A 23450-nucleotide genomic window follows, 5' to 3' on the forward strand; every position below is an offset into this window, starting at 1 on the left:
GCAAGAGCTGTCTCTTACCGTCAGGATGCTTCCCGCGTGAAATGGTTGCCTTTCCCCTTCTCCGGCCGTGACGCCGCCGGTCCTGTATCCGACGAAGCCTATGCCGGCGGCGCATTGACGGTCGAAGGCATCGGCAAAAGCTACCGCAAGCGCCAGGTGGTCAAATACGTCTCGCTGACCGTCAACCCGGGCGAGTCCGTCGGGCTGCTGGGGCCGAACGGGGCGGGCAAGACGACCACCTTCTACATGATCACGGGTCTCATCCGCCCGGATCAGGGACAGATTACCCTGTCCGGCTTCGATATCACCAGCCTGCCCATGTACCGCCGCGCCCGCCTCGGCATCGGTTACCTGCCGCAGGAGGCCTCGATCTTCCGGGGCCTCAACGTGGAAGACAACATCCGCGCGGTGCTGGAAGTGGTGGAACCGGACAAGCGCCAGCGCGAAGCGGATCTCGACGAGCTTCTGGCCGAATTCGGCCTCACCCATCTGCGCAAGTCGCCCTCCATCGCCCTGTCGGGGGGCGAGCGCCGCCGCGTGGAAATTGCCCGCGCGCTGGCAACCCGCCCGTCCTTCATGCTGCTGGACGAGCCTTTTGCCGGTATCGATCCCATCGCCGTGGGCGACATTCAGCAGCTGGTGCGCCATCTCACCCAGCGCGGCATCGGCGTGCTGATCACCGACCATAATGTCCGCGAAACGCTTGGCCTCATCGACCGCGCCTATATCATCGCGTCGGGCGAAGTGCTGACGGAAGGGGCCCCGCATGACATCGTGGCGGACCCGGATGTGCGCCGTCTTTACCTCGGAGAGCAATTTACGCTTTGAACAGGGCGGTGGTGCTAGGTTATAAGCAAGAAACGGACCAAAAAGCACCAGGATAGGAAACGCCCCCCGCCCATGGCAATCTCGACCAAGCTTGAGATGCGGCAAAGCCAGTCGCTGATCATGACGCCGCAGCTCATGCAGGCGATCAAGCTGCTGCAAATGTCCAATCTCGATCTGGTTGCCTATGTGGAGGCGGAACTGGAGCGTAACCCCTTGCTGGAGCGCACGGAAAGTGGCGACGGCACTGGGGCGGCCGACGGGCAGGGCGGTGACCACGATGGCGCCTCCGATGCATCCGGCGGGGATGATTTCGAGGCCGGCGGCGGCGAGTTCAGCAGCAGCGATGGTGCCCCCTCCGAGTGGCTGAAGAGCGACCTTGAGCCGCAGGCCGAGAGCATCGCGTCGCAGATGGACACCGACCTCGGCAACGTATTTCCCGATGAGCCCGGCGTCTCCGCGGCGCCGGAACCGGCTTCGCTTCTGGGCATCGACAGCCACCGGGCGAGCAGCTCGGCCTCCTCCGAGGACTATAATCTCGAAGCCTTCGTGGCGGAGGAAGAATCCCTCATTCAGGTGCTGATGGACCAGATGCATCTGGCCTTTGCCGATGCGGTGGACAAGATCATCGGCCAGCACCTGATCAACAGCCTCGATGAAAACGGCTATCTGCAGCTCGATCTGGAGGAAGCCGCTGCGCAGCTCGGCATTCCTGCGGCCCGCATCGAGGCCGTTCTTGCCGTGATGCAGGGGTTTGAGCCCTCCGGCGTCTTTGCCCGTTCGCTGGCCGAGTGCCTGGCCCTCCAGCTGAAGGAGCGCAACCGCTTCGACCCGGCGATGGAAGCCATGATCGCTCACATCGAGCTGCTGGCGCGCCATGACTATCCGGCGCTGCGCCGCATCTGCGGCGTGGATGAGGAAGACCTTGCCGACATGATCGCCGAGATCAAGGCGCTGGACCCGAGGCCTGGCCGCGCCTATGGCTCGTCCATCGTGCAGCCGATGGTGCCGGACGTGCTGGTGCGCCCTGCCTCTGACGGCGGCTGGACGGTGGAACTGAACACCGAGACACTGCCGCGCGTGCTGGTCAACCAGACCTATTTCGCCTCCATCACCCGCACGGCTCGCAACGAGACCGAGCGCAGCTATCTGACCGATTGCCTGCAGACAGCGAACTGGCTGGTGAAGAGCCTCGACCAGCGGGCCAAGACCATCCTGAAAGTGGCGACGGAGATCGTGCGCCAGCAGGATGGCTTCCTGACCTATGGCATCGAGCACCTGCGGCCGCTGAACCTCAAGACCATTGCCGATGCCATCGGCATGCATGAATCCACGATCAGCCGTGTCACCTCAAACAAGTACATGGCAACGCCGCGCGGCATCTTCGAGCTGAAGTATTTCTTCTCTTCCGCCATCTCGGCGACGGAAGGGGGCGATGCCCATTCGGCGGAGGCGGTGCGCCATCGCATCAAGCAGATGATCGATGCCGAATCGCCGGACGATATACTTTCCGACGACACGATCGTGAAGCGCCTCAAGGACGACGGCGTGGACATCGCCCGTCGCACTGTGGCCAAATACCGCGAGGCCATGCACCTCGGCTCTTCCGTGCAAAGACGCAGGGAAAAGAAGGGCTTGTCCTGAAGACAGCAAAAATTAATCGGACTCTCGTCCAGTAGGTGCTCACAAAGCCAAATTGTGATCCTATATGTTTTGGACGGGAGGTTTGATCCGCCCGGCCACTGAGGCTGTCAGAGCCGCCAATTGACTTTATGGGCAGTGCCGCCTATAGCACCGCCCGCGAAAGCAATGTCAGGGGTGTGGCGCCGAAGTGCCGTTTGGGTCATGCTGTTCCGTCCGGGGCGAAAGCTCCGTGAGCCGGCTCCCGCCGGCAGGAAACGGTCCATGAAACAAGAAGAGGTCCCCATGACACTGCGGATTTCGGGTAAGAACGTTGATGTTGGCGATGCAATGCGCGTCCATGTCAACGACCGGATCGCCGACGCTTTGTCGAAGTATTTCGACGGCGGTTTTAACGGGCACGTCACGCTGACGCGCGAAGGCGCGGGCTTCAAGACGGAATGCTCGCTGCATCTCGACACGGGGATCGTGTTGCAGGTGTCCGGAGAGGACCATGATCCGCGCGCGAGCTTCGACCGCGCTGCGGACAGGATTGAGAAGCGGCTTCGCCGCTACAAGCGCAAACTGAAGGCGCATAACAGCGCCAATGGTGCGCGTGAGTTCTACGAAGCCCCGTCCTACGTGCTGGCTTCGCCGGAGGAGGATGAGGAAGTTCCGGCGGATTTCAATCCGCTGGTCATTGCCGAGACCTCGGCCCGGATCAAGACCCTCACCGTCGGCATGGCGGTCATGGAGCTGGATCTGTCCGAAGCTCCGGTCGTCGTCTTCAAGAGCGCCGCGAATGGCGGGGTGAACGTCGTTTACCGGCGCCCGGACGGCAATATCGGCTGGATTGACCCAGCCTTGATTGGACAGCAAGCGGCCAACTAGGCCATCTTGTCCTCAAGTTCTGCACTCCCGGCGGGGCAACCTGCCGGGAGCGTTTTTGAGGACCAAACGGAAAAGAATGATGGATCTGAGCGATCTGATATCTCAGGAAGCGGTTGTCGTCGGGTTGAAGGCGAGCAGCAAGAAGCAGGCTATTCAGGAGCTGGCCACCAAGGCCGCGGAACTGACGGGCCTGTCTGAACGCGAAATCTTCGACACGCTGCTGCAGCGTGAGCGGCTTGGGTCCACCGGCGTTGGGCATGGCGTGGCCATTCCCCATGGCAAGCTGGTGAAACTCGACAAGCTGGTCGGAGTCTTCGCAAGGATGGAGAAGCCGGTCGACTTCGATGCGCTGGATGACCAGCCGGTCGATCTCATCTTCCTGCTGCTGGCCCCGGAAGGGGCAGGTGCGGACCATCTCAAGGCATTGGCCCGGATCGCCCGCCAGTTGCGCGACACCAAGATTGCGAGCGGCCTGCGCACGGCCATCGACGCGGAAGCGGCCTTTGTGCTTCTGACCCAGCCGCAGTCGTCCTCGAACGCGGCCTGACCGGCGGGCACTTTGGGCGGGCACCTCCCGCTCAAGCACCGAAGAGTTTTCAAACACCCTGCCTGGGATCCCAGGCGGGGTGTTTTTGTATGATCTATATTTTGCGCCCTCAGGACCTGTGCGAACTGCTCCAGTCTGTGCGACCCTGCGTATGAGAAGCAAGACATGCCAACTGCAGGACAGGCAGCAATGACAGCTGATGAGAACGCCGGGAACGGGCAGCGGGCAGCCACGGCGCTCTGGTATGTGGCTAATGGTACCTGCGAGCTGCGCCGAGAGCAGCTTGCTCTTCTGGAACCTGGCCGCGCACGGTTGCGCACACTGGCAAGCGGTGTCAGCCGGGGGACGGAGCGGCTGGTGCTGAACGGGCTGGTGCCGGAAGCTGAATGGCAGCGCATGCGCGCGCCACTGCAGGAGGGCGATTTTCCTTATCCGGTCAAATATGGCTATGCCGCCGTAGGCCGCGTCGAGGCTGGTCCGCCGGAACTGCTTGGCCAGACCGTCTTCTGCCTGCATCCCCATCAGGATCTGTTCGATGCGCCGCTGGAGATGCTGGTGCCGGTGCCGGGGGGCATTCCGGCGGAGCGGGCCGTTCTGGCGGCCAATATGGAAACCGCGCTCAACGCCCTGTGGGACGGTGCGCCCGCCCCCGGTGACCACATCTGCGTGGTGGGCGGCGGCGTTCTGGGACTGCTCTGCGTGTTTCTGGCCGCCGGCATTCCCGGCACCCGCGTGACGCTTGTGGACATCGATCCCTCCCGTGCGGAGATTGCTGCGTCCTTTGGGGCTGGCTTTGCCTTGCCCTCTGAGGCGCTAAGGGATCAGGATCTCGTCATCCACGCCAGTGCCTCGCCCGAGGGGCTTGCGACCGCGCTCACCTGCGCCGGGGATGAAGCCACCGTGCTGGAGCTGAGCTGGTATGGGGCAAAGCCGGTATCCGTGCCGCTGGGGGCGGATTTTCACAGCCGCCGTCTGGTGCTGAAATCAACGCAGGTCGGGCGCATCCCGGCGCAGCGCCGCAACCGCTGGACCTTCCGCCGCAGGCTGGAGACGGCGCTGGCGCTGCTGGCAGATGACCGGCTCGATGCGCTGCTGCACCCCGTCCTTTCCTTTGCCAGCCTGCCCGGGCGCCTGCCGCATGTGCTGTTGCACGACCGTTCGGCTCTGGCGCCGCTTGTTGTTTATGACCAACCGGAGTGAGTGAATGTTTGCCGTTGAAGTTCGCGACCACGTGATGATTGCCCACTCCTTCAAGGGCGAGCTGTTCGGCCCGGCGCAGGCGCTGCATGGGGCGACCTTTGTGGTCGATGCCGCCTTTCTGGCCGACAGCCTTGATGCCAATGGCGTTGTCATCGATATCGGCCGGGCCCATGAGGTGCTGAAGGAAGTGCTGTCACCGCTGAACTACCGCAACCTCGATGAGGTGCCGGAGTTCGCCGGGATCAACACGACAACCGAGTTCCTGACCAAGCATGTGCATGACCATCTGGCTCAGGCCGCAAGGGACAACCGGCTGGGCCGTCCGGGCAGCGAAATCCATGCGATCCGGGTGACCATCTCCGAGTCGCATGTGGCCCGCGCCTGGTATGAGGCGCCTGTGGCATGACACGTGAGGCCTCTGCTCCCAAAGTCCCCATTGTCTTTGCCTTTCCCGGCCGCCTCGACACGCCGACCGGCGGTTACGGCTATGACCGGCGCATCATTGCCGGGCTGAGGGAGCTTGGCCGGGACGTGGAGTTTCTGGAACTGGGGGAGGGGTTTCCCTGTCCGGAGCCGGAGGTGCTGCGGAAAGCTGAAACGGCGCTTGAGGCGCTGCCGGACGACACGCTGCTGGTGGTGGATGGTCTCGCCTATGCGGTGCTGGGGGCTGTTGCGGCGCGGCTGGCACCCCGCATCACGCTCGTCTGCCTGCTGCATCATCCGCTGTGCCTCGAAAACGGTCTGGACCCGCAACTCGCCGGTCAGCTTGAGGCGGCCGAACGCGAGGCCTTGCGCCATGCCCATGAGGTGATCGTCACCAGCCATGCGACGGCGGCACGGGTGCGTGAGCTTTTTGCCGTGCCGTCTGCGCATCTGCATGTGGTGGAGCCGGGTACGGACCGGGCGCCGCAGGCGCCGGGCAGTGGCGGACCGGGCCTGCGTCTCCTGTCGGTTGGCTCCATCGTGCCGCGCAAGGGGCATGATGTGCTGGTGGAGGCGCTGGCGGGCCTGACGGAATTTGACTGGCAGCTGGACGTGGCGGGCGGCTTTCTGGACGAAGCCTGTCACGCTGCGCTGGTGCGGCAGATCACGGCGCATGGGCTGGAGCGGCGGATCACCCTGCACGGCGCACTGTCCAGCACCGTGCTGGAGGCCGCCTATGCAGCGGCAGACCTCTTCGTGCTCGCCAGCCATTATGAGGGCTTCGGCATGGCCTTCACTGAGGCGCTGGCCCGCGGGCTGCCGGTCATCGGCAGTGGCGGCCCTGCGGTGGAGCGCAGCCTGTCCGGTGGCGGCGGGATCTATGTGCCGCCCGGCAGCGTAGAAGGTTTGCGTTCAGCACTGCGCAGGCTGATGGCGGACAGCGCCTTGCGCCGGCAATTGGCGGGAGAAGCGCGCGAAGCAGCTGACCGCATGCCGGACTGGACAGAGGCCGCGCGCCAGTTCTCGGCTGCGCTCGACGCTGCTGCGATCCGCATCCCGGCCTGATCAGGAGAAAGGAAAGACGGATGGCGGGATTTTCAGCTGAATGGCTGGCATTGCGCTCCCCCCTGGATGAGGCGGCGCGCAACGCCGCTGTGGAAGGGGTGTTTCTTGACGCCCTGCCTGAGGGGCGGCTGCCGCATCTGACGGATCTGGCCAGCGGCACTGGCGCAACCGTGGCCGCGCTTGCGCCCAGGCTGGGCGAGGGACAGCGATGGCTGCTGACCGATCATGATCCGGCCCTGCTGGCACAGGCCAGAGCACGGCTTTCGGGGCTGGCGGGAGTTGCCATCGAGTACCGGGAAACCGATCTTGCCGCAGGTTTTGGAGGCCTTGATCTGACTGCAACGGATGGGGTGACGACCTCGGCCTTTCTGGATCTGGTCACGGCCGGATTTGCCGATGCTCTTGCCGCTGCGGTCAGCGCTGCGGGCAAGCCTTTTTTCGCCAGTCTCACCTATGATGGCCGTGCCGTGTGTTTCCCGCCCCATCCGCTGGATGAAACCGTGCGTCTTGCGATGAATGCGCATCAGCAGACGGACAAGGGCTTTGGCCCGGCGCTGGGCCCGGATGCTGCGCCTTATGCTGCGCGTGCTTTCAAGAGAGCTGGCTACCGGGTGGTACAGGGCACATCCGACTGGCAGGCCGGGCCGGAGCATGGTGCCTTTCAGGAAGCGCTTGTGCGTGGCTGGGCGGATGCCGCCGGCGAGATGGGTGTCGATGCTGCGGGCATTGCGGGCTGGCTTGCCTTCCGGCTGGCGGAGATTGCCGCCGGCCGCTCAACCCTTCAGGTCGGGCATCTCGACATCGCTGCCTTGCCTCAGGAATAAACCGGGCAGGACCGCAGGTCGCAGTCGAGCAGCACCTCGTCACCGGCCTGATGCGGCGTCATGCGCGGGCGCAGAGCCTCCTGCAGGGTCTGGATCGGCGAGAGCTCCAGCCCCATCTTCCCCGCGCCGATGATCATCGGTGCGATGAGCAGGTGCAGCCGGTCGAGGCTGCGGGCGGTGATGAAGCGGGAAATCGTCTGGCTGCCGCCTTCGATGAGGATACGGCGCAGGCCCGCCTTTGCCAGTGCCCGCACGATGGCCGAGGGGCAGAGCCCGCCACAGGCAAGGCGCTCCAGCCGCAGCACCTCCACCCCTTCGGGCCAGTCTCCTTGCGTCTCTGCCGCCGTGATGACGAGACGGCGCACGCCGTCATCCTCGAACAGGCGCAGGCCGCGCGGCACGCGACCATTGGGATCGATGATGGCCCGGGCCGGGTTCGGCCCTTCCACAAGGCGCACATTCAGCTGCGGATCATCGGCAATGGCCGTTCCGGCGCCAACCACCACCACATCGCAGACCGCGCGCAGCCGGTGCAGATGCGACAGGCAGCCGGAGCCGTTGATATATTTGGAATGACCGCTGACCGTGGCGATACGCCCGTCGAGGGACTGGCCAAGCTGGCCAACCACGCGGGTTTCATCCGGTCTCAGGTGGATCAGCGGACCAAAGAGGCTGTCCCACCGTTGCGGCAGGGGCTTTCCGGGCGCGCGGGCGGCGGCCAGCACGGCACGCCAATCCTCGTCATCGGCAAAGGCGGTCAGGCGGAGAGCAGGATCACGCTGAGGCCGAAGCGTCGCCGCTTGCGTCGCCGTCTGCGTCGTTTGGCCTGCCGTCAGGGCCGCTGGCATCCGTGTTGACCTCACCTTGCGCCTCTCCACCCTCTGGTTTCAGGGCCAGTGCTGCTGCGGCATTCTGCCCTGAAATACTCAAGCGCCGCTCTGGCACACGCTGTCCCGAAGTTCGCCCCCGAACCAGTTTTAGCAGAGGTAAATAGGGTTTACCTTGCCTTTGTCGACACTACGCATGGCGGAGGCGTTCCGATGCAGGGCTCACGTAATCGTGACAGGCCTTGCCTTCGGCGTCCCGCATGCGATCCTGTGTGACGCAAAGGCAGCAGGGAGAGGCTGTGATGAGCAGGGATACGTTCCGGTATGGTGGCGGTGCCCGCCTGTTTCACTGGGTAACGGCGGGGCTTGTGCTCGCCATGGTGCCGGCCGGGTTTGTCATGATCCGTGTCGGTCCCGGCAGCCTGCAGAACAGCCTGTTCGACTTTCACCGCTCGGTCGGCGTCGTGCTGATGGTGCTGACGCTGGCGCGCCTCTTCTGGCGGCTGCGCCATCCGCCGCAGCCTTTGCCTGATGCCATGCCTGTCTGGCAGCGCCGGGCGGCGGGCATCGTCCATGGCTTGCTCTATGGCTTTCTGCTGCTCAATCCGCTGGTCGGATGGGTGGCGACCTCGGCCTTTGGCGCGGCGATTGAGGTTTTCGGCCTCTTCACCCTGCCGCCGCTGACGGGGCAGGACCGGGAACTGGCGGCCAGTCTCTTCCGCCTGCATATGGCGCTGGGGCTGGCCTTCACCGCGCTCATCTTCCTGCATATCGGAGCGGCGCTGCATCATCATTTCGTGCTGCGGGATGATACGCTGCGCCGGATGCTGGGATGAGGCAAGGCTGCTGTTCTGCTCGAAAGCCTCATGCGGGCATACTGCTTTGGCGGTTTCCTAAGGGAAAAGACCTAAGCACGCAGAGTAAGTTTATCGCAGGTTAATGAAAACGGACGAATTGCAGTCTTGATTTAACTGTATTGTATCTTTGCGCGTGCCATGATCCCTGCGATTGCCTATCCTCGCCGCCAAGTTCCATCACTGGCCCGGTGCGAGAGGGTAGGGCTGGCGTTGTTTGGGGTTGATAATTCATGACTGCTACGATCCGTGACCTGATTTCCCGGCATGGCGGATTGCCTGTGCCCGTCGATACGCTGCGCGATGAGGATGACCTTTACGAAGCGGGCCTGTCGTCCTTTGCTTCCGTGCAGCTGATGCTGGGGCTGGAAGATGCCTTCGATGTCGAGTTTCCCGAGACGCTGCTGAACCGCAAGACCTTTGCCTCGATCGCGGCGATTTCTGCGGCCGTTGCCTCGCTGACAGCCGGACAGGTGGCGTGATGAACGAGTTGCGGCCGGTTCGTGCCCTTGCCCTGGCGGAGCGTGCAAGGCGCGCTGCGGCTGTGGCTGGCGCTCATGCGGATGATGTGGATGCCTCCGGCCGCTTCCCGCAGGAGGCGCTGGATGCCATGCGGGCCGAGCGTCTGCTTGGCTTGCAGATCCCCGTGGCCCTCGGCGGCGAAGGCGCCTCCACGGCGGAGCTGGCGGAAGTCTGCTCCGTCCTCGGTCAGGCCTGTGCCGCGGCGGGCATGATTTTCGCCATGCATCAGATCAAGGTGTCGAGCCTTGTGGCGCACGGGCAGGGGGATGCGTGGCACGAAGGCTTCATGCGCCGGATCGCGGCCGAACAGCTTCTGCTCGCCTCCGCCACCACCGAAGGCGGCATTGGCGGCAACCTGCGCAACTCCATCTGCGCCGTCGAGGTGGCGGACGGGATCTGCCGGCTTGAGAAGGACGCGACCGTCATTTCCTATGCGGAGGCAGCGGATGCCATCCTCGTCACCTCGCGGGCAAGGGCCGACAGCGCACCGTCCGATCAGGTGATGACCGTGTTTCTGAAGGGCCAGTACAGCCTCGACAAGACCCATCACTGGGACACGCTGGGCATGCGCGGAACCCGCTCCGACGGGTTTCTGTTCAAGGGCGAGGCACCGGCCTGCCAGATTCTGCCCAAGCCCTTTGCCGAGATCGCGGCCCAGTCCATGCTGGTCTATTCGCACATTCTGTGGAGCGGCGTGTGGTTCGGCATTGCCGCCGATGCTTTTGCGCGGGCACAGGCCTTCGTGAAGGCGGCAGCGCGCAAGAGCCCCGGCACCGTGCCGCCCGGCGCCTTGCGTCTGGCCGAGGCGTCCAACCTGCTGCAGCTGGTGAAGTCCAACATTCTGGCGGCGCTGCAGCAGTATGAGGCGGCGCGGGAAGACGAGACGCGGCTGTCCTCCATCAGCTTTGCCGTCTCCATGAACAATGTGAAGATCGCCTCCTCGCAGACGATCCTCGACATCATCAATCACTGCCTGCTGGTCTGCGGCATCATGGGCTACAAGAACGGCACGCCCTACAGCCTTGGCCGCCATCTGCGCGATGCGCATTCGGCGCAGCTGATGATTTCTAACGACCGCATTCTCGGCAATACCTCCACGCTTCTGCTGATGAACCGGCAGGACACCAGCCTGCTCGGCTGAGACATTCCAGACACAGACCTCTGGGGGACACATGGACATGCAGGCTTCCCTTCTCGACCGGCTGTTTGCTGCCGGTCATCTCATCGACACGGGCGTTGATGGCCTCTATGGCCGGGGCGGGGTGTTCGAGGATGTGATCCAGCGCTTCGATGCGCTTGTGTCGGCCTTCGGGGCGGACCAGCATGCCGAGGTCATCCGCTTTCCGCCGGGCATGAACCGCGCCCATTTCGAGGGCTCGGGCTATATGAAGAGCTTCCCGCAGCTGGCTGGAACCGTACACAGTTTCTGCGGCTGCGAGCTGGACCATGTGAACCTGCTGCAATGCATGGCCGAGGGCGGTGACTGGACCAAGGGGCAGGAGGCAACGGATATCGTGCTGACGCCGGCCGCCTGCTATCCGCTCTATCCCACCGTGGCGCGGCGCGGGCAGCTGCCGGAGCGCGGCGGCATCTTCGATCTTCAGTCCTATTGCTTCCGCCATGAGCCATCGAAGGATCCGGCGCGCATGCAGCTGTTCCGCATGCGCGAATATGTGCGCATGGGCACGCCGGACGAAGTAATGGCCTTCCGCCAGTCGTGGATGGAGCGCGGGCAGGAGCTGATTGCCAGCGTCGGCCTGCCGGTCGCCATCGATGTGGCCAATGACCCGTTCTTCGGCCGGGCGGGGCGCATGCTCTCCAACAACCAGCGCGATCAGAACCTGAAGTTCGAGCTGCTGGTGCCGGTGACCTCCACCGAGAAGCCGACCGCATGCCTGTCCTTCAACTACCATCAGGACCATTTCGGCAAGACCTGGGGCCTGACCACGGCGGACGGCGAAGTGGCGCATACGGCCTGCGTCGGCTTCGGCCTTGAGCGCGTGACGCTGGCGCTGTTTGCTCACCACGGCCTCGACACCGGCAGCTGGCCGGCCGGGGTGCGCAAGGTGCTGTGGGGCTGAGATGGCCGTGACGGACAAGGTGTTTCCGGCGCTTTCGCCCGAGACCTATCAGCGCCATGCCCTGCATGACCTGTCGCGCGACTGGCCGGAAACCAACTGCTATCTCGACATATGGATCGAGGTTCTGGCCGCGCTCGGCTTGCCGCCGGAGGCAGCGCTGGGCTTTGCCATCACGCAGGATTTCGAGGGCGACCAGTTCACCTTCTTCAAGGTGCCGCTGGAGGATCTGGAAACGCTCTTCGGCCTGCGGGTGACGGAGCTTGCCATCTACGACCGGGTGGAGCTGCATGTGGCAGAGCAGATCCGCCGCGGGCGGCTGTGCCTTGTCGAACTGGACAGCTTCTTCCTGCCGGACACGCAGGGCACCGCCTACCGCAAGGAGCATGGCAAGACGACCGTGGCCATCAACCGGCTCGACCTTGAAGCCCGGCAGATGGACTATTTCCACAATCTCGGCCTGCACCGGCTGGAGGGGGACGATTTCGAAGGCATCTTCCACCGCAATGCCGCGCCGGACGCCTTGCCGCTGTTGCCCTATACCGAGTTCGTCAAGTTCCCGGCTGCGTTGCCGCAGGAGCCGGAGATTGCGGATCGCGCCGCGAAGATCCTCGCCCGCCATGTTGCCGCAAGGCCCGCTGCCAACCCGGTGCGCAGCTTTGCCGCTGTCTTTGCCGGGCAGGTGGAGGCGATTGCGGAACGGCCCTTCGGTTTCTTCCACCTCTATGCCTTCAACACCCTGCGTCAGCTGGGCGCGAATTTCGAGCTGTTCGCTGCTCATCTTGAGTGGCTCGCGGAGCACCATTCGGAACTGGGCGGTCTGGCGCCGCTTGCCGCTCATGCCAGGACCATCTCCTCCTGTGCCAAGTCGGTGCAGTTCCAGCTTGCCCGCGCCGTGATGCGCAAGTCTTTTGACCGGCTGACACCGGCGCTGATGCCGGCTGCCGATGCCTGGGATGATCTGGCGGCGGGACTGGTGGCGGTTTGTGATACATCTGTTTGAGGGTATGGCGCTGCCGTTCTGTTCTTGGTGGGCCGTGGCATGTAAACACCATGTTTGAAGCCGGTCGTGGGCTAGGACAAGGCGGCACCAAGTCATTCAGGCACTGCCTTTCAGCCCCCCTCCCCCTCGTGGGGAGGGGTAAGGGGTGGGGGGCTCTAAGCTCGCAATCACCAGATGAACCGTTGTTTTATTGAGTGGTGGGGAAGCGCTATGGCGGTTCGGGATCATGAGACTTCTTGCCGCGAGGAGAGGTTGTCTCCCCCCACCCCTCACCCCTCCCCACGAGGGGGAGGGGGGCTGAAAGGCTGTGCCAACGTAACGGTGTCTAGGGCCCCCCATGAAGGCCAGGGCGCATGAAGATGGCAGGGCGCAAGCTTCTCACCGCAGATTGGCGCATGGTGCTGCGGCCGGTTGGCACTGCTGCAAGGCCTGAAGAGCTCGCCGCGCTGGAGAGCATTCCCGCGCCCGTGCCCGGAACGGCGGCGGAAGCGCTTGCGCGGGCGGGGCGGTTTGATCCGGCGGTCCCCATGCCGCTGCAGGACCGGGATATCTGTTACAGCGCTGAGGTTACCGTCCAACCCGGCCGTCACCGGCTCATCTTCGAGGGGCTGGCGACACTCTGCGAGGTCTGGTGGAACGGCACTTGCGTGCTGGAGGCGGACAACATGTTCCGAAGCTACGCCGTTGAGGTGGAGGCTGAGGCCCGGAACACGCTCGTTCTCGTCTTCCGGGCTCTGACCGGGCTGCTGGCCCGCAAGCTGCCACGCGCCCGCTGGAAAACCATGCTGATCGATGAGCCTGCCCTGCGCGGCATCCGCACCACGCTGCTCGGCCACATGCCCGGCTGGTGCCCGGAGATCGAGGCCGTGGGACCGTGGAAGCCGGTGTGGATCGAAAGGGCGGATGCGGATGCGCCCGTTCTGCAGACCATGGCGGCACATCTGGATGAAGACGGCACCGGGCATCTCGTTGTGCACATGTGCGCGGCAGCGAAGATGGCGGGCGCCGTGGTCCGCTGTGCCGGTTCCACAGGGGAGCTGAAGCAAACCGGCTCCGGCACATTCACGGCCCATCTCCACCTGCCCGGCGTGGCCCCCTGGTGGCCCGCAACCCATGGCACCCCGGCTCTGCATGACGTGGTGCTGGAGCAGGGCGGCCTTGAGACCCGGCTTGGCCGCACCGGCTTCCGCCGCATCGGGGTGGACCGGGGAGCGGATGGCAAGGGCTTCGGCCTGATCCTCAATGGCCTGCCGGTTTTTGCCCGTGGCGCGGTCTGGACCAGTGCGGACCTCTTGGCGCTGCGTGATGACCGGAAGGCCTGCCGCCCGCATCTGGAGGCGGCGGTGGCGGCCGGGTTCAACATGATCCGCGTGCCGGGCCTGGGCGTTTATGCCAGCGATGACCTGCTCGATCTGTGCGATGAACTGGGGCTGATGCTCTGGCAGGATTTCCAGTTCGCCAATTTCGATTATCCGATGGCCGATGAGGCCTTTGCCGCCTCCGTCGAGGTGGAGGCGCGGCAGGCGCTGGCCTGCCTCAGCCTGCATCCCTGCCTCACCGTGCTGTGCGGCGGCAGCGAAATGCAGCAGCAGGCGGCGATGATGGGCCTGCCTGCAGAGCGGCGCGCCTGTTCGCTTTCGGGGGAATTGCTGCCGCGCCTTGCGGCGGAAGAGGCGCCGCGCATTCCCTTCGTGCCCAATTCCCCCTCCGGCGGCAGCCTGCCGTTCTATCCGGGGGAGGGCATCGGCCATTATTACGGCGCCGGCGCCTACCGCCGCCCACTGGAAGATGCCCGCCGCGCCAATGTGCGCTTTGCCGGCGAGTGCCTTGCCTTCGCCAATCTGCCGGGTGACGCAGGCCTTGCAGGCCGCAAACCGTCAGATGCCGACTGGAAGGCGCTGGCTCCCAAAGACCGGGGCGCCGACTGGGATTTCGCGGATGTGCGGGATCATTATCTGAGGGAGCTTTACCGGGTGGACCCGCAGGCGCTCGCGGCAGAAGACCCGGCGCGCTACCTCCTGCTGTCGCGCGCTGTCAGTGGTGCCGTGATGGCGGAGACCTTTGCCGAGTGGCGGCGGGTTGGCTCCTCCTGCCGTGGAGCCTTAGTGCTGGCGCTGAGCGATCTTGCCCCCGGCTGCGGCTGGGGTCTGATCGCGGCGGGCGGTGAGCCCAAGCCTGCGCTTGAGGCCCTGGCGCATGTGCTGCGCCCGCTTCAGGTGCTGGCACTGGACGAGGGCACCAACGGCCTTGATCTGCATCTTCTCAATGAGACGGCAGAGCCGCGCCGGGTGAAGCTCACCTTGCAGGCCCTGCGCGATGGCCATGTGCCGGTGCTGAGTGCTGCCCGCGAGATGGAGCTTGCCGCCCGTTCGGGGCAGATCATCCCTGCCGTTGATCTCATCGGCAGCTTCTTCGACATCACCTATGCCTACCGTTTCGGCCCGCTGGCGCATTCCGTCACGGTGCTGCGCCTTACGGATGAGGAGACGGGCGAATGCCTCAGCGAGGCGTTCCATTTTCCCGCAGGCCGCAATCTGCCGCCGCAGGATCTGGGGCTGACGGTGGCGGTAGAGAGATGCGAAGACGGCTGCTGGGCGCTGGAGGTGACGGCGAGCCGCCTTGCCGAAAGCCTGCATGTGGAGGACCCGTGCTTCATCGCGGAAGACAACTGGTTCCACCTTGCGCCCGGAGCACCGCGCCGCATTCGCCTCAGGCGCAGAGCCTCTGCACCGGCTGATGCGGCACCGCGCGGTCTGGTCTCGGCGGTCAATGCGCTGGCAGGTGCGGGCTACGAGGGCTGAGCCGCCTTCAGCAGGTGAGCGAGCCACACAGCGCGTGCCTCAGGCGGTGTCAGATTGTGATCCGCCTTTTCGAGGAAGCTAACGGACACACCCGGCAGGCTGGCTGCCTTGGCGCCATCGGGTCCAAGTGCCTGTTCCAGATAGGGCAGGCCGGGGTCGTTGGGGCTGTAGATCAGGTCTATGGTCTGTCCGCGTCCGGAGACAAGCGCCAGATCTCTGGCGATCTGCCGTTGCAGGCGGGATGAGGGCGTCAGGCCCATGGCCCAGGGCGCCGTTTTCTCTTCGGCCTTTTGCAGTGCCCGTCCGGCCATGTATTTCAGCAGCCGCAGCACCGGCACGCCACCGGAGAACAGTTTGCGCAGCTTGTCCGGGTCCAGCAGCTTGCCCGCATAGCCGGCGGCATCGTCATGGCCGAAATGCAGCAGGTCGGCGATATCCTCGCGCCGGTCCCACAGCAGCCGTTGCAGATTGACGCAGACAGCCGCCTTGATCCGTGTGTCTGCCACTGCCCCGCGAAGGGCGAGATAGGCGCCGCTGCAGGCACCCGTTGCGATGACTTGGGAGTAGCCGTGTGCACTCAGCCAGTCCAGCGCATCCGTCACATCCTGCATCTGGGGCGCGCTGTAGTGGACAGGATACAGCCCCTCGGGTGCGGCCACGCTGTCGCCAATGCCGGAAGCATCGACCCGCAGCGAGGCGATACCTTGCGCGGCCAGAGCCCGCGCCATGTCCCGCATGCCATGGGCCCAGCCGGCGCGCGGCGTGCCGCCTGCGGAAAAGGCCAGAACCACGGGACCGGGGGCTTCCGGCGGGCTCACGGGCTTGCACCAGGTTCCGGCCATCTGGCCGTACCGGCCCAGCATGACGGTTTCCTCGGTGAAGCTGGCAGCGGTCAGGACCACCGGACTAGCCGGGGCTGCGGCGCCTGACGGGACGGAGGGAGGCAAAGCCCGATCCAGCCACAGGGCCAGTCCGGCGAGATCATCCAGCGGCGCCTGCGACAGGGTCGGGTCCGTGACCATGGCGTCATAGCCGGTAAAATCGAGCCGTGTTGCCTTGGCATGCGTGGTGGCAAGATCCGAGGCAAAGTCCTCTTCGGCCGTCCGTCCGGGACGGGGCATGACGAGGACAGGCAGGCTGGCCGGAATCTCCTGCGCAGTCATCCGGCGTGAGCGGATGGCGCCCGCCAGCCCCTCAGGCATGGCGATCCCGGCCACATGAAAGGCGATGCCCGGCACCGGCGGCGTGGAAACACCCGTGCGCTCCGCGATCATGGCCGCATTCAGCTGGTTCTCCCGCAGCCAGCTGCGGCCCGAAACGGGCGGGGCCATGAGGATCAGCGCGGCGGCACTCTGCGGCTGACGGGCCATCCGGTCCAGCGCCAGAAGCGCGCCAAGGCCGAGCCCTGCGAAAATGAAGCGGTTGCAGGCGCGGGCGGCGCTCAAGGCTTCGGCCGCCTCATCAAGAGCGGTTGCGGCCTGTTCCAGCCCGTCGATCTCTTCCGGATTGCGCAAGGAAGCGCCCATGCCGGGCAGATCGAACCGCAGCACCGGATAGCCGGCCGCGGCCAGCCGCTCGGCCAGCAGCCGCATGCTGCGCCGGGCGCAGAGGCCGGTGTAGCCCCAGTCTTCGATCAGGATCACGCCCGTTTCTGCGGGAGGCCCCATCACCAGCGCGGGTTCATGCGTCAGGGCAACCGGGATCTGTGCCGTCACAGTGTCAGCGCGCGGGGGCATCGGCGGAACCGGTCCCTTTCTGGTTCTCGTCCGGGCCGCGCAGCTGCCATGCCCCAGCCGGAGCCAGTGAAGCGCAGGCCGGGATCTGCCCGGTCACGGGATCAAGGATATAACGCTGTACCACCCGCATCTGCGGCCGCTCGATGCCATTGTCATCGGGCTGGATGGAGAGCGGATAATCGCCCCACCAGTCACCGGCGGCCCAATAGGTCCAGCCGATCCAGGTGTCCGGGTTGTCATTGACGAAACCGGCCATGCGGCCGATGGCATCGAGACAGTCCGGGCTGGCGGTGCCGCCGAATTCGCCCAGCAGCGCCCGGTTGCCGGTGGCCTTCAGCCAGTCCGTCACCCGGCTGAGGGATTCAATCGCCGTATCCGTTGCCGGGCAGGTGCGGTTGGTGCCGGAAAAATCGTGGTCGGGATACTGGTGGATGTCGAAGGCGAAATTGTTCAGAGGATCAATCACGCCGGTCATCACCTCAGCATTGCTGCCGCCGTTCTGCTCCGCAAACCAGTGATAGGCGCTGGTCCAGATGGTGCCGGGCACCAGGATCATGTTGTCCGCGCCATTTTCCCGGATCGCCGCGATGGCCGCATTGACGGAGGGCAGCCAGAAGGCCGCATCCATGTAATCCGGCTCGTTCTGCAGCTCGAACATGACTTGAGGATCGCCCGCGTGAAAGGCGGACATGCGGCGCCAGAAATCCACGAAGGCGGCGGTTGGCACCTCCGGCGAGCCGATCTGCTTGCCGGCAAAGCGGGCGTTGGTGTGCGGGTCCAGAATGACGGTGAAGCCCATCTGCCGCGCCATGGCAACGCTGGCCAGAAGGGGCGTCAGTTCCCGGTCATCCAGCGGGCCGTAGAGTTCGGGCTGCAACCGTTCCCACTTGAAGGGAAAGCGGACGATGTTCATGCCCTTGCCGGCCAGATAGGTGAGGGTCTTCTGCGTCGGGTAGAAATGGGTGGTGCCGAGCTTGCCCACCGTATCGCCAAACTCCGCCCCGGCCACATTGGCACCGCGCAGGCAGGTGAGGGTCTGCGCTGATGCGGCGGAAACAGCAGGCAGGCACAACAGGGCGGCCAGCAGTCTGGCGATGAGCCTTGCGGGCGCAGGCCCGGCCGCTGCGCGCCCCGCCATCACTGCCCGTCCTTGCGGCCGGGAGCCGCGCCTGCCACCCCGCCCTGCCGCCAGTTGCGCAGCACGGTGACGATGGTGCTGGCCATATTGTCCACCCCCATGTGCTTCAGCGACCAGTTGCGGCAGAGATAGAGCACGGCAACGCTGTGCAGCGTGCCGATGGCCGCAATGCCGGCCATGCCATAGACCGGCGCGGCCAGCGCCAGTGCGCCGATATAGAAGGCAAAGGCGACCGACCGCATGGCCAGAAAATAGCGCTCGCCGCCGCCGATCATCAAAAGGCTGGTGCCGGGACCGAAGAAGGCATGCAGCACCGGCAGCAGGCACAGGATCACCAGAACGTCGAAGTGTTCGGCAAAGCTCGGCTCGAACAATCCGAGCGCAAACTTGCCGATCAGCATCATGAACACATAGGCAAGCAGCGTTCCGGCAAAGCTGGCGGCGGAGAGGATCGAGATCAGATATTGTGCCCCGGCGGTGTTTCGCTCCTGCAGCTTTGCAGAAACCATGGGCACGCCGACGGTGTCGATGATGGTGACGGGCAGCATCAGCAGCGCGGCAAGGCGGAAGGCGACGAAATAGAAGGCGGCGGCCTCAAGGCTCAGGAAGATGCCGATGAGGATGGTTTCCAGATAGAGCGAAGCCGAGACGAAGAAGCTGTTGGCGGTGAAGAACAGGCTTTCGTGCCTCCAGTCCCGCCGGTCGCTGGATAAGTCCTCTGCAGGCTTCAGTCTGAGAAAGCCCCGGCCTTCCAGCGCTAGCATGCGCAGCACCTGATAGCCGACCACCAGCACCAGAAGCACCGTGGTGATCTCCATCGCCCTGGCCCCTGAATCCATGAATCCGGTCCAGGTGAAGAACGGGAAGCAGAGAAGTGTGAGGATGCGCCAGATGTTCTCGCGCGGCGTCAGCGCCAGCCCGACATTGCCCTTCACCCGGAAATAATACTGCATGTACTCGCTGATGGAAAAAACCGCAGCGAACACGAAGGCCACATGCAGGGCCTGATAATGCAGCTCAAGACCCTGCCGGAAGGGATAGATGAGGGCCGTGGCGGCCGCCAGAAACAGGGCGCCGCAGGCAAGCCAGACCGCGTTCATCCGCAAGAGGGCCGCATTGCCGGGCGCGTCTTCCGGCTTGCCGGTGTTGCGGTAATGCTTGAGCAGCAGCACGTTCTGGCCGAGCACCAGCACAAGACCCAGCGACGAGCCGACCGAGAAGAGGAAGTTGTAGAGGCCGTATTCCTCGATGGTCAGCATGCGGCTTGCCATCAGCAGAACGGAAAAGCTGAGCACGGGCGAGGCCAGCCGGCTGACCAGCGACCAGAGAAATTCCTTCACATTGACGCGGGACAGGGCATGACGGATTGCATTCATTCGGCGTCGGCCTCTTTCAACACCGGTGCGGCCGCTGTTTTGCGCCTGCGGATATGCTCCAGGAAGCCGCTGAACTGCGGTCCGATCACCTCAGGCAGATAGGTCCGGGCAGCGGCCAGCGCGCCGGCACTCAGCGCGGCATAGCGGTCTGCACAAGCAGCAGTTTTCAGGATTGCCTCCTTGAGGGCGGCCGCATCGGCCGGCGGAACATGGAAACCATTGACCCCATCTACGATGTTTTCGGCCACGCCGCCTATATTGGTCGAAATGACAGGAATGGCATGGGCGAAGGCTTCGATCGATGACCGGCCGAAGGCCTCGCGCCCGATGGACGGATAGGCCAGAACGTCGATGCCTGCAAGGAACTCGTCCGCCTTCACCCAACCGTGAAACACCGTATTGTGCTGAGGAAAGCGGGCGCGGACCTCTTCGGCGTAGTTGTCCCGCGAGGCGCCTTCTCCGGCGATGTGGAACTCGATGCTGCGGTCATCCGCCAGCAGGCGGGCGGCATCGGCGAGATAGGCCAGACCCTTGAAGTGGCTGTGCAGCCCCAGAAAGCCGACCCTGAGCGGCCGTCCTTGCGGAAAGGGGCGCGGCGCAGAGGCCTGCAGTCCGGGCAGAACGGCGGGGATGCGGCGCATTTCCGCGTTGGGGAAATAGCCCTCCAGCCGGTGCCGGTCCAGCACGTCCTGCGACTCGCCCACCACCCCGTCGACAAAGCGGGTGAAGCCGCGCTTGCCCAGAGAGCTCAGCTTGCAGCTGGTACACTGGCGCGCGCAGTTTTCCGACCGCTTCTGCATCACCGAGTTCCAGCAGATGAGGAAGGAATTGAAGGCCGTATGCACCACAGGCAGGCCTGCCATCTTCGCCGCTGCCCAGCTCGCCACATTGATGTTCTCGATGCTGACGGTCAGAAACAGGTCCGGCTGCGTGCGCGCAATCTGCCGGCGCATGGCCGAAAAGGCGAAGGGGTTGCCGTTCTCCAGAGCATGCCAGACCGGCTTCTTCCAGCCGGCCTTGCGCTTCATATAGTCCCAATAGACATTCGGGCTGGCGATCCGGTGCACCCGGATGCCGGACACCTCTTCCTCCGCATCCGTGTCGCCCACGTTGACGACGGTCAGATCCGCTCCCTGCGACTGCAGCATCTTTGCCAGCATGAAGGAGGACGTCTGGGCTCCTCCGGGCAGGTTGGGGGGGAAGGCGGCACAGGCCATCAGGATGCGCATAGTCTGGGCTCGTCGTCGTTGCGGTTGGTCCTTGATAGCTGAGGAGTCTTGAGGAAACGTAAGGTCAGCCGCAGAGCAGACACGATTACGCCGCCCGTATTGGTCAAATCTGACCCTGCGGTAAATGCGGGTTTGATCAAGCCCTTGTTAAAAGAGCTGTGCGATTGTCGCCTTCAGATGACGGCAGCAGCTGGAAGCGGCAGATCGGAAACGGAAACAGGCCCTCATGACACCAGTGGTGCCCGGCATTCCCCTGAAGGCGAGGATCAGAGCGTCGGTTCTTTCGGGAACCGCGCGCCTTCTGCATGGCCTTGGCCTGGATGCCGTTGTCGGTCGGCGCTATGGCGGCAGCGGCGTGGTGCTGATGTTCCACGAATTCGTCAGTGACAGCGCACAGACGCTGGGGCAGGGCTGCCGGATCGATGATTTCGAAGCCATCCTTGCCGGGCTTCAGCGCCAGGGCCGCGCGTTCGTCACGCTGGACGAGGCGCAGCGGCGGCTTGAGGCCGGCGATACGCGCCCCTTCGCTGCGCTGACCTTTGATGATGGCTACCGCTCCAACGCGGAACTGGCCCTACCGGTGATGGAGCGCCACGGGGCTCCTGCCACCATCTTCGTGCCAACGGATATGCTCAACCGGTCCATCAATGCCTGGTGGCTGGGCCTGCGCGAACTGGCATTGCACCATGACAGGCTCGCCATCGAGCCCATGGGCCAGACCATCGAGAGCCGTACCCGGGCTGAGAAGGCAGCGGCGCTGGAGCATATGACCGCCTGGGTCTGGGCGGATTTCGCCAGAGCCGCCCTGCTGCCGGATGTCTTTGCCGCCCATGGGCTGAACATGCCGGGCCTCGTGGAGCGGCTGGCGATGACAGCGGAAGAGGTGAAGGCCATCGACCGGCACCCGCTCGTCGAGATCGGTGCCCATACCACCACCCACCGGGCGCTGGCGCTGCTGTCAGAGGCGGACGCGGAGGCGGACATCGCCGCCAACAAGACGCATCTCGAAGCCCTGCTTAGCCGTGAGGTCCGCTGGTTCGCCTATCCCTATGGCGCGCCGTCGATCAGCGGCACCCGGGAGGCGGAGATCCTGCGCAGGCTTGGCTTCCATGGCGCGGTAACCACCGAGCCGGGCTGCCTCTTTCCGCAACATGCGCAGGCGCGCTGGCTCTGGCCCCGGCAGAATGGCGAGTTCGCCGCTCATGCCGTGCCTCAGGCGCTCAGCGGTGCTCATGGTGTCTTCCGGGCGCTGCGCAGCGGCTGGGGCGAGCCTGCCGTCAATACGCGCCCAACTTCAGGACCTTCTTCATGACGGCACCGCTTCCCGAACCTGTTTCGCCTTTCGCAGGCAAGACCATCGTGCACGTGGTGCGCCAGTTCTACCCGATGATCGGCGGGCTGGAGGATGTGGTCCGCAATCTCGCAGGCCGTCAGACCGGCCGCTTTGGGCGGGTGAAGGTGGTGACGCTGAACCGCCTGTTCATCGAGCCGGACCGTCTGCTGCCTGCGCAGGAGACGATCGACGGCTTCGAGGTGCGGCGCATCCCGTTCCGGGGCTCGCCGCGCTATCCGGTGGCACCGTCCGTCTTCGCAGAGCTTGGCGAAGCCGATCTCATCCACGTGCATGCGGTCGATTTCTTCTTCGACAGCCTTGCCTGGACATCACCTTTCCGCCGCACGCCGATGGTGGCGACCACCCATGGCGGCTTCTTTCATACCGCCGATCACAAGCGGCTGAAGACGCTCTGGTTCAATACCGTCACGCGGCTTTCCGCCAGCCGCTACCGGGGCATTGCCTGCTGCAGCGAAAGCGATCTGGCCACCTTTGCCCGCATTGCACCCTCCCGCGTGCGGCTGATCGAGAATGCGGCGGATCTGGAAAAATTCGGCGGCGCTGCCTCGCCCGTGCCGGAGAAGGGGCTGATGACCATCGGCCGCTTCTCCCACAACAAGCGGCTTGATGCGCTGCTCGACATGATGAAGGGGCTGGCGGCAAAAGACGGCGCGTGGCATCTGCACATCGCGGGCAGCGGCTCGGACTGGAGCGAGGCGGATGTGCGCGGCATGATTGCGGAGCGCGGGCTTGAAGCTGCGGTGTCGCTGCACTGCAATCCGTCCAACACCCGTATCCGCGAGGTGATGGGCCGTTGCAGCCTGTTCGTCAGCGCCTCGAATTACGAGGGCTTCGGCGTTGCCATGATCGAGGGCCTCAGTGCCGGTCTCCTGCCGGTGGTGGAGCCCAATACGGCCTTCGTTTCACTCGCCCGCAAGCATCCGATGGTCCGTCTTGCCAGCTTTGCCGATCCGGCCAAGGCGGCGCAGGCGGTGGAAGAAGCATGGGCGGCGTTGACGGCAGACCCTTCGGCCCAGCGTCAGGCGGCCATTGCCTCGGCGGCGCAGCACGGCTGGGCCGGAACGGCAGCCGCCTATGAACGGCTTTATGCGGATGCCCTGAGGCTGGCTTGAAATTGGCCTGAAACGTCCCTGATAA

At 64.7% G+C, this 23450-nt stretch carries 21 protein-coding genes; 16 read left to right on the top strand and 5 right to left on the bottom strand.

Annotated elements, in window-relative coordinates; genetic code table 11:
- The first annotated feature begins 45 nt into the window (after positions 1–45).
- From lptB to AC0CMF_RS14250, 8 genes are all read left to right on the top strand, one after another.
- Positions 46–828 carry an LPS export ABC transporter ATP-binding protein gene (gene lptB / locus AC0CMF_RS14215; RefSeq protein WP_050474349.1) on the top strand — a complete coding sequence of 261 codons (783 nt, stop codon included), beginning with the start codon at positions 46–48 and terminating at the stop codon, positions 826–828.
- A 72-nt stretch (positions 829–900) separates the two neighbouring features.
- Positions 901–2469, top strand: a complete 1569-nt coding sequence (rpoN, locus tag AC0CMF_RS14220) for an RNA polymerase factor sigma-54 (RefSeq protein ID WP_058898156.1) — start codon at positions 901–903, stop codon at positions 2467–2469.
- 261 nt (positions 2470–2730) lie between these two features.
- Complete coding sequence (hpf, locus tag AC0CMF_RS14225) at positions 2731–3336, top strand: ribosome hibernation-promoting factor, HPF/YfiA family (RefSeq protein ID WP_082206083.1); 606 nt, start codon at positions 2731–2733, stop codon at positions 3334–3336.
- Between the two features lie 79 nt (positions 3337–3415).
- Positions 3416–3883 (top strand): PTS IIA-like nitrogen regulatory protein PtsN, encoded by a 468-nt coding sequence (gene ptsN / locus AC0CMF_RS14230; RefSeq protein ID WP_050474443.1) that lies wholly within the window; start codon positions 3416–3418, stop codon positions 3881–3883.
- A 189-nt stretch (positions 3884–4072) separates the two neighbouring features.
- Entirely contained in the window at positions 4073–5083 is a 1011-nt protein-coding gene (locus tag AC0CMF_RS14235; RefSeq protein WP_374629185.1) for a zinc-dependent alcohol dehydrogenase, read from the top strand.
- A gap of 4 nt (positions 5084–5087) precedes the next feature.
- Positions 5088–5489, top strand: a complete 402-nt coding sequence (locus tag AC0CMF_RS14240; protein WP_374629184.1) for a 6-pyruvoyl trahydropterin synthase family protein — start codon at positions 5088–5090, stop codon at positions 5487–5489.
- Positions 5486–6571 carry a glycosyltransferase family 4 protein gene (locus AC0CMF_RS14245; RefSeq protein WP_374629183.1) on the top strand — a complete coding sequence of 362 codons (1086 nt, stop codon included), beginning with the start codon at positions 5486–5488 and terminating at the stop codon, positions 6569–6571. Before AC0CMF_RS14240 ends, AC0CMF_RS14245 begins: the two co-directional genes overlap by 4 nt.
- Positions 6572–6591: 20 nt before the next feature.
- Complete coding sequence (locus AC0CMF_RS14250; RefSeq protein ID WP_374629182.1) at positions 6592–7395, top strand: class I SAM-dependent methyltransferase; 804 nt, start codon at positions 6592–6594, stop codon at positions 7393–7395.
- Here AC0CMF_RS14250 and AC0CMF_RS14255 read toward each other — a convergent pair.
- Complete coding sequence (locus AC0CMF_RS14255; protein ID WP_374629181.1) at positions 7386–8258, bottom strand: RibD family protein; 873 nt, start codon at positions 8256–8258, stop codon at positions 7386–7388. The two genes, AC0CMF_RS14250 and AC0CMF_RS14255, sit on opposite strands and share 10 nt — an antisense overlap.
- 266 nt (positions 8259–8524) lie before the next feature.
- Here AC0CMF_RS14255 and AC0CMF_RS14260 point away from each other — a divergent pair, with 266 nt between their 5' ends.
- The 6 genes from AC0CMF_RS14260 (at position 8525) to AC0CMF_RS14285 (ending at position 15480) form a co-directional block, all read left to right on the top strand.
- Positions 8525–9058 (top strand): cytochrome b, encoded by a 534-nt coding sequence (locus AC0CMF_RS14260; RefSeq protein WP_050474356.1) that lies wholly within the window; start codon positions 8525–8527, stop codon positions 9056–9058.
- A 251-nt stretch (positions 9059–9309) separates the two neighbouring features.
- Entirely contained in the window at positions 9310–9558 is a 249-nt protein-coding gene (locus AC0CMF_RS14265; protein WP_050474357.1) for an acyl carrier protein, read from the top strand.
- Positions 9558–10739, top strand: a complete 1182-nt coding sequence (locus AC0CMF_RS14270) for an acyl-CoA dehydrogenase family protein (protein WP_374629180.1) — start codon at positions 9558–9560, stop codon at positions 10737–10739. The genes AC0CMF_RS14265 and AC0CMF_RS14270 overlap by 1 nt, the downstream gene beginning before the upstream one ends.
- A gap of 31 nt (positions 10740–10770) precedes the next feature.
- Positions 10771–11679 carry an amino acid--[acyl-carrier-protein] ligase gene (locus AC0CMF_RS14275; protein WP_374629179.1) on the top strand — a complete coding sequence of 303 codons (909 nt, stop codon included), beginning with the start codon at positions 10771–10773 and terminating at the stop codon, positions 11677–11679.
- Between the two features lies 1 nt (position 11680).
- On the top strand, positions 11681–12679 hold the full coding sequence (locus AC0CMF_RS14280; RefSeq protein ID WP_374629178.1) for a DUF1839 family protein: 999 nt from the start codon (positions 11681–11683) through the stop codon (positions 12677–12679).
- 353 nt (positions 12680–13032) lie between these two features.
- Complete coding sequence (locus AC0CMF_RS14285; RefSeq protein ID WP_374629177.1) at positions 13033–15480, top strand: glycosyl hydrolase 2 galactose-binding domain-containing protein; 2448 nt, start codon at positions 13033–13035, stop codon at positions 15478–15480.
- Here the strand turns inward: AC0CMF_RS14285 and AC0CMF_RS14290 are convergent.
- Genes AC0CMF_RS14290 through AC0CMF_RS14305 form a run of 4 tightly spaced genes read right to left on the bottom strand, consistent with a single transcriptional unit; the run spans position 15468 to position 20959 of the window.
- On the bottom strand, positions 15468–17216 hold the full coding sequence (locus tag AC0CMF_RS14290) for an alpha/beta fold hydrolase (protein ID WP_374629175.1): 1749 nt from the start codon (positions 17214–17216) through the stop codon (positions 15468–15470). The two genes, AC0CMF_RS14285 and AC0CMF_RS14290, sit on opposite strands and share 13 nt — an antisense overlap.
- Positions 17200–18354, bottom strand: a complete 1155-nt coding sequence (locus tag AC0CMF_RS14295) for a glycoside hydrolase family 5 protein (RefSeq protein WP_374629174.1) — start codon at positions 18352–18354, stop codon at positions 17200–17202. The genes AC0CMF_RS14290 and AC0CMF_RS14295 overlap by 17 nt, the downstream gene beginning before the upstream one ends.
- Positions 18354–19730 (bottom strand): lipopolysaccharide biosynthesis protein, encoded by a 1377-nt coding sequence (locus AC0CMF_RS14300; protein ID WP_374629173.1) that lies wholly within the window; start codon positions 19728–19730, stop codon positions 18354–18356. Before AC0CMF_RS14300 ends, AC0CMF_RS14295 begins: the two co-directional genes overlap by 1 nt.
- Entirely contained in the window at positions 19727–20959 is a 1233-nt protein-coding gene (locus AC0CMF_RS14305) for a glycosyltransferase (protein WP_058898145.1), read from the bottom strand. Before AC0CMF_RS14305 ends, AC0CMF_RS14300 begins: the two co-directional genes overlap by 4 nt.
- 226 nt (positions 20960–21185) lie before the next feature.
- Here AC0CMF_RS14305 and AC0CMF_RS14310 point away from each other — a divergent pair, with 226 nt between their 5' ends.
- Together AC0CMF_RS14310 and AC0CMF_RS14315 are read left to right on the top strand one after the other, a co-directional pair.
- The gene (locus tag AC0CMF_RS14310; protein WP_208991435.1) at positions 21186–22271 is read left to right on the top strand and encodes a polysaccharide deacetylase family protein; all 1086 of its coding nucleotides are present in this window, start codon (positions 21186–21188) and stop codon (positions 22269–22271) included.
- Positions 22268–23425 (top strand): glycosyltransferase family 4 protein, encoded by a 1158-nt coding sequence (locus AC0CMF_RS14315; protein ID WP_122519141.1) that lies wholly within the window; start codon positions 22268–22270, stop codon positions 23423–23425. The genes AC0CMF_RS14310 and AC0CMF_RS14315 overlap by 4 nt, the downstream gene beginning before the upstream one ends.
- Positions 23426–23450 lie beyond the last annotated feature (25 nt).

Source organism: Pannonibacter sp. CBAS1226, from assembly GCF_055685825.1.

Bases quoted from the DNA above. Each gene is read 5' to 3' on its own strand.
- AC0CMF_RS14245 (WP_374629183.1), top strand. From the start codon at position 5,486: ATGACACGTGAGGCCTCTGCTCCCAAAGTCCCCATTGTCTTTGCCTTT.
- ptsN (WP_050474443.1), top strand. From the start codon at position 3,416: ATGGATCTGAGCGATCTGATATCTCAGGAAGCGGTTGTCGTCGGGTTG.
- AC0CMF_RS14285 (WP_374629177.1), top strand. From the start codon at position 13,033: ATGAAGATGGCAGGGCGCAAGCTTCTCACCGCAGATTGGCGCATGGTG.
- AC0CMF_RS14235 (WP_374629185.1), top strand. From the start codon at position 4,073: ATGACAGCTGATGAGAACGCCGGGAACGGGCAGCGGGCAGCCACGGCG.
- AC0CMF_RS14265 (WP_050474357.1), top strand. From the start codon at position 9,310: ATGACTGCTACGATCCGTGACCTGATTTCCCGGCATGGCGGATTGCCT.
- AC0CMF_RS14240 (WP_374629184.1), top strand. From the start codon at position 5,088: ATGTTTGCCGTTGAAGTTCGCGACCACGTGATGATTGCCCACTCCTTC.
- AC0CMF_RS14270 (WP_374629180.1), top strand. From the start codon at position 9,558: ATGAACGAGTTGCGGCCGGTTCGTGCCCTTGCCCTGGCGGAGCGTGCA.
- AC0CMF_RS14305 (WP_058898145.1), bottom strand. From the start codon at position 20,959: ATGCGCATCCTGATGGCCTGTGCCGCCTTCCCCCCCAACCTGCCCGGA.
- hpf (WP_082206083.1), top strand. From the start codon at position 2,731: ATGAAACAAGAAGAGGTCCCCATGACACTGCGGATTTCGGGTAAGAAC.
- AC0CMF_RS14300 (WP_374629173.1), bottom strand. From the start codon at position 19,730: ATGAATGCAATCCGTCATGCCCTGTCCCGCGTCAATGTGAAGGAATTT.
- AC0CMF_RS14250 (WP_374629182.1), top strand. From the start codon at position 6,592: ATGGCGGGATTTTCAGCTGAATGGCTGGCATTGCGCTCCCCCCTGGAT.
- AC0CMF_RS14275 (WP_374629179.1), top strand. From the start codon at position 10,771: ATGGACATGCAGGCTTCCCTTCTCGACCGGCTGTTTGCTGCCGGTCAT.
- AC0CMF_RS14310 (WP_208991435.1), top strand. From the start codon at position 21,186: ATGACACCAGTGGTGCCCGGCATTCCCCTGAAGGCGAGGATCAGAGCG.
- AC0CMF_RS14260 (WP_050474356.1), top strand. From the start codon at position 8,525: ATGAGCAGGGATACGTTCCGGTATGGTGGCGGTGCCCGCCTGTTTCAC.
- AC0CMF_RS14290 (WP_374629175.1), bottom strand. From the start codon at position 17,216: ATGCCCCCGCGCGCTGACACTGTGACGGCACAGATCCCGGTTGCCCTG.
- AC0CMF_RS14295 (WP_374629174.1), bottom strand. From the start codon at position 18,354: ATGGCGGGGCGCGCAGCGGCCGGGCCTGCGCCCGCAAGGCTCATCGCC.
- rpoN (WP_058898156.1), top strand. From the start codon at position 901: ATGGCAATCTCGACCAAGCTTGAGATGCGGCAAAGCCAGTCGCTGATC.
- AC0CMF_RS14280 (WP_374629178.1), top strand. From the start codon at position 11,681: ATGGCCGTGACGGACAAGGTGTTTCCGGCGCTTTCGCCCGAGACCTAT.
- AC0CMF_RS14315 (WP_122519141.1), top strand. From the start codon at position 22,268: ATGACGGCACCGCTTCCCGAACCTGTTTCGCCTTTCGCAGGCAAGACC.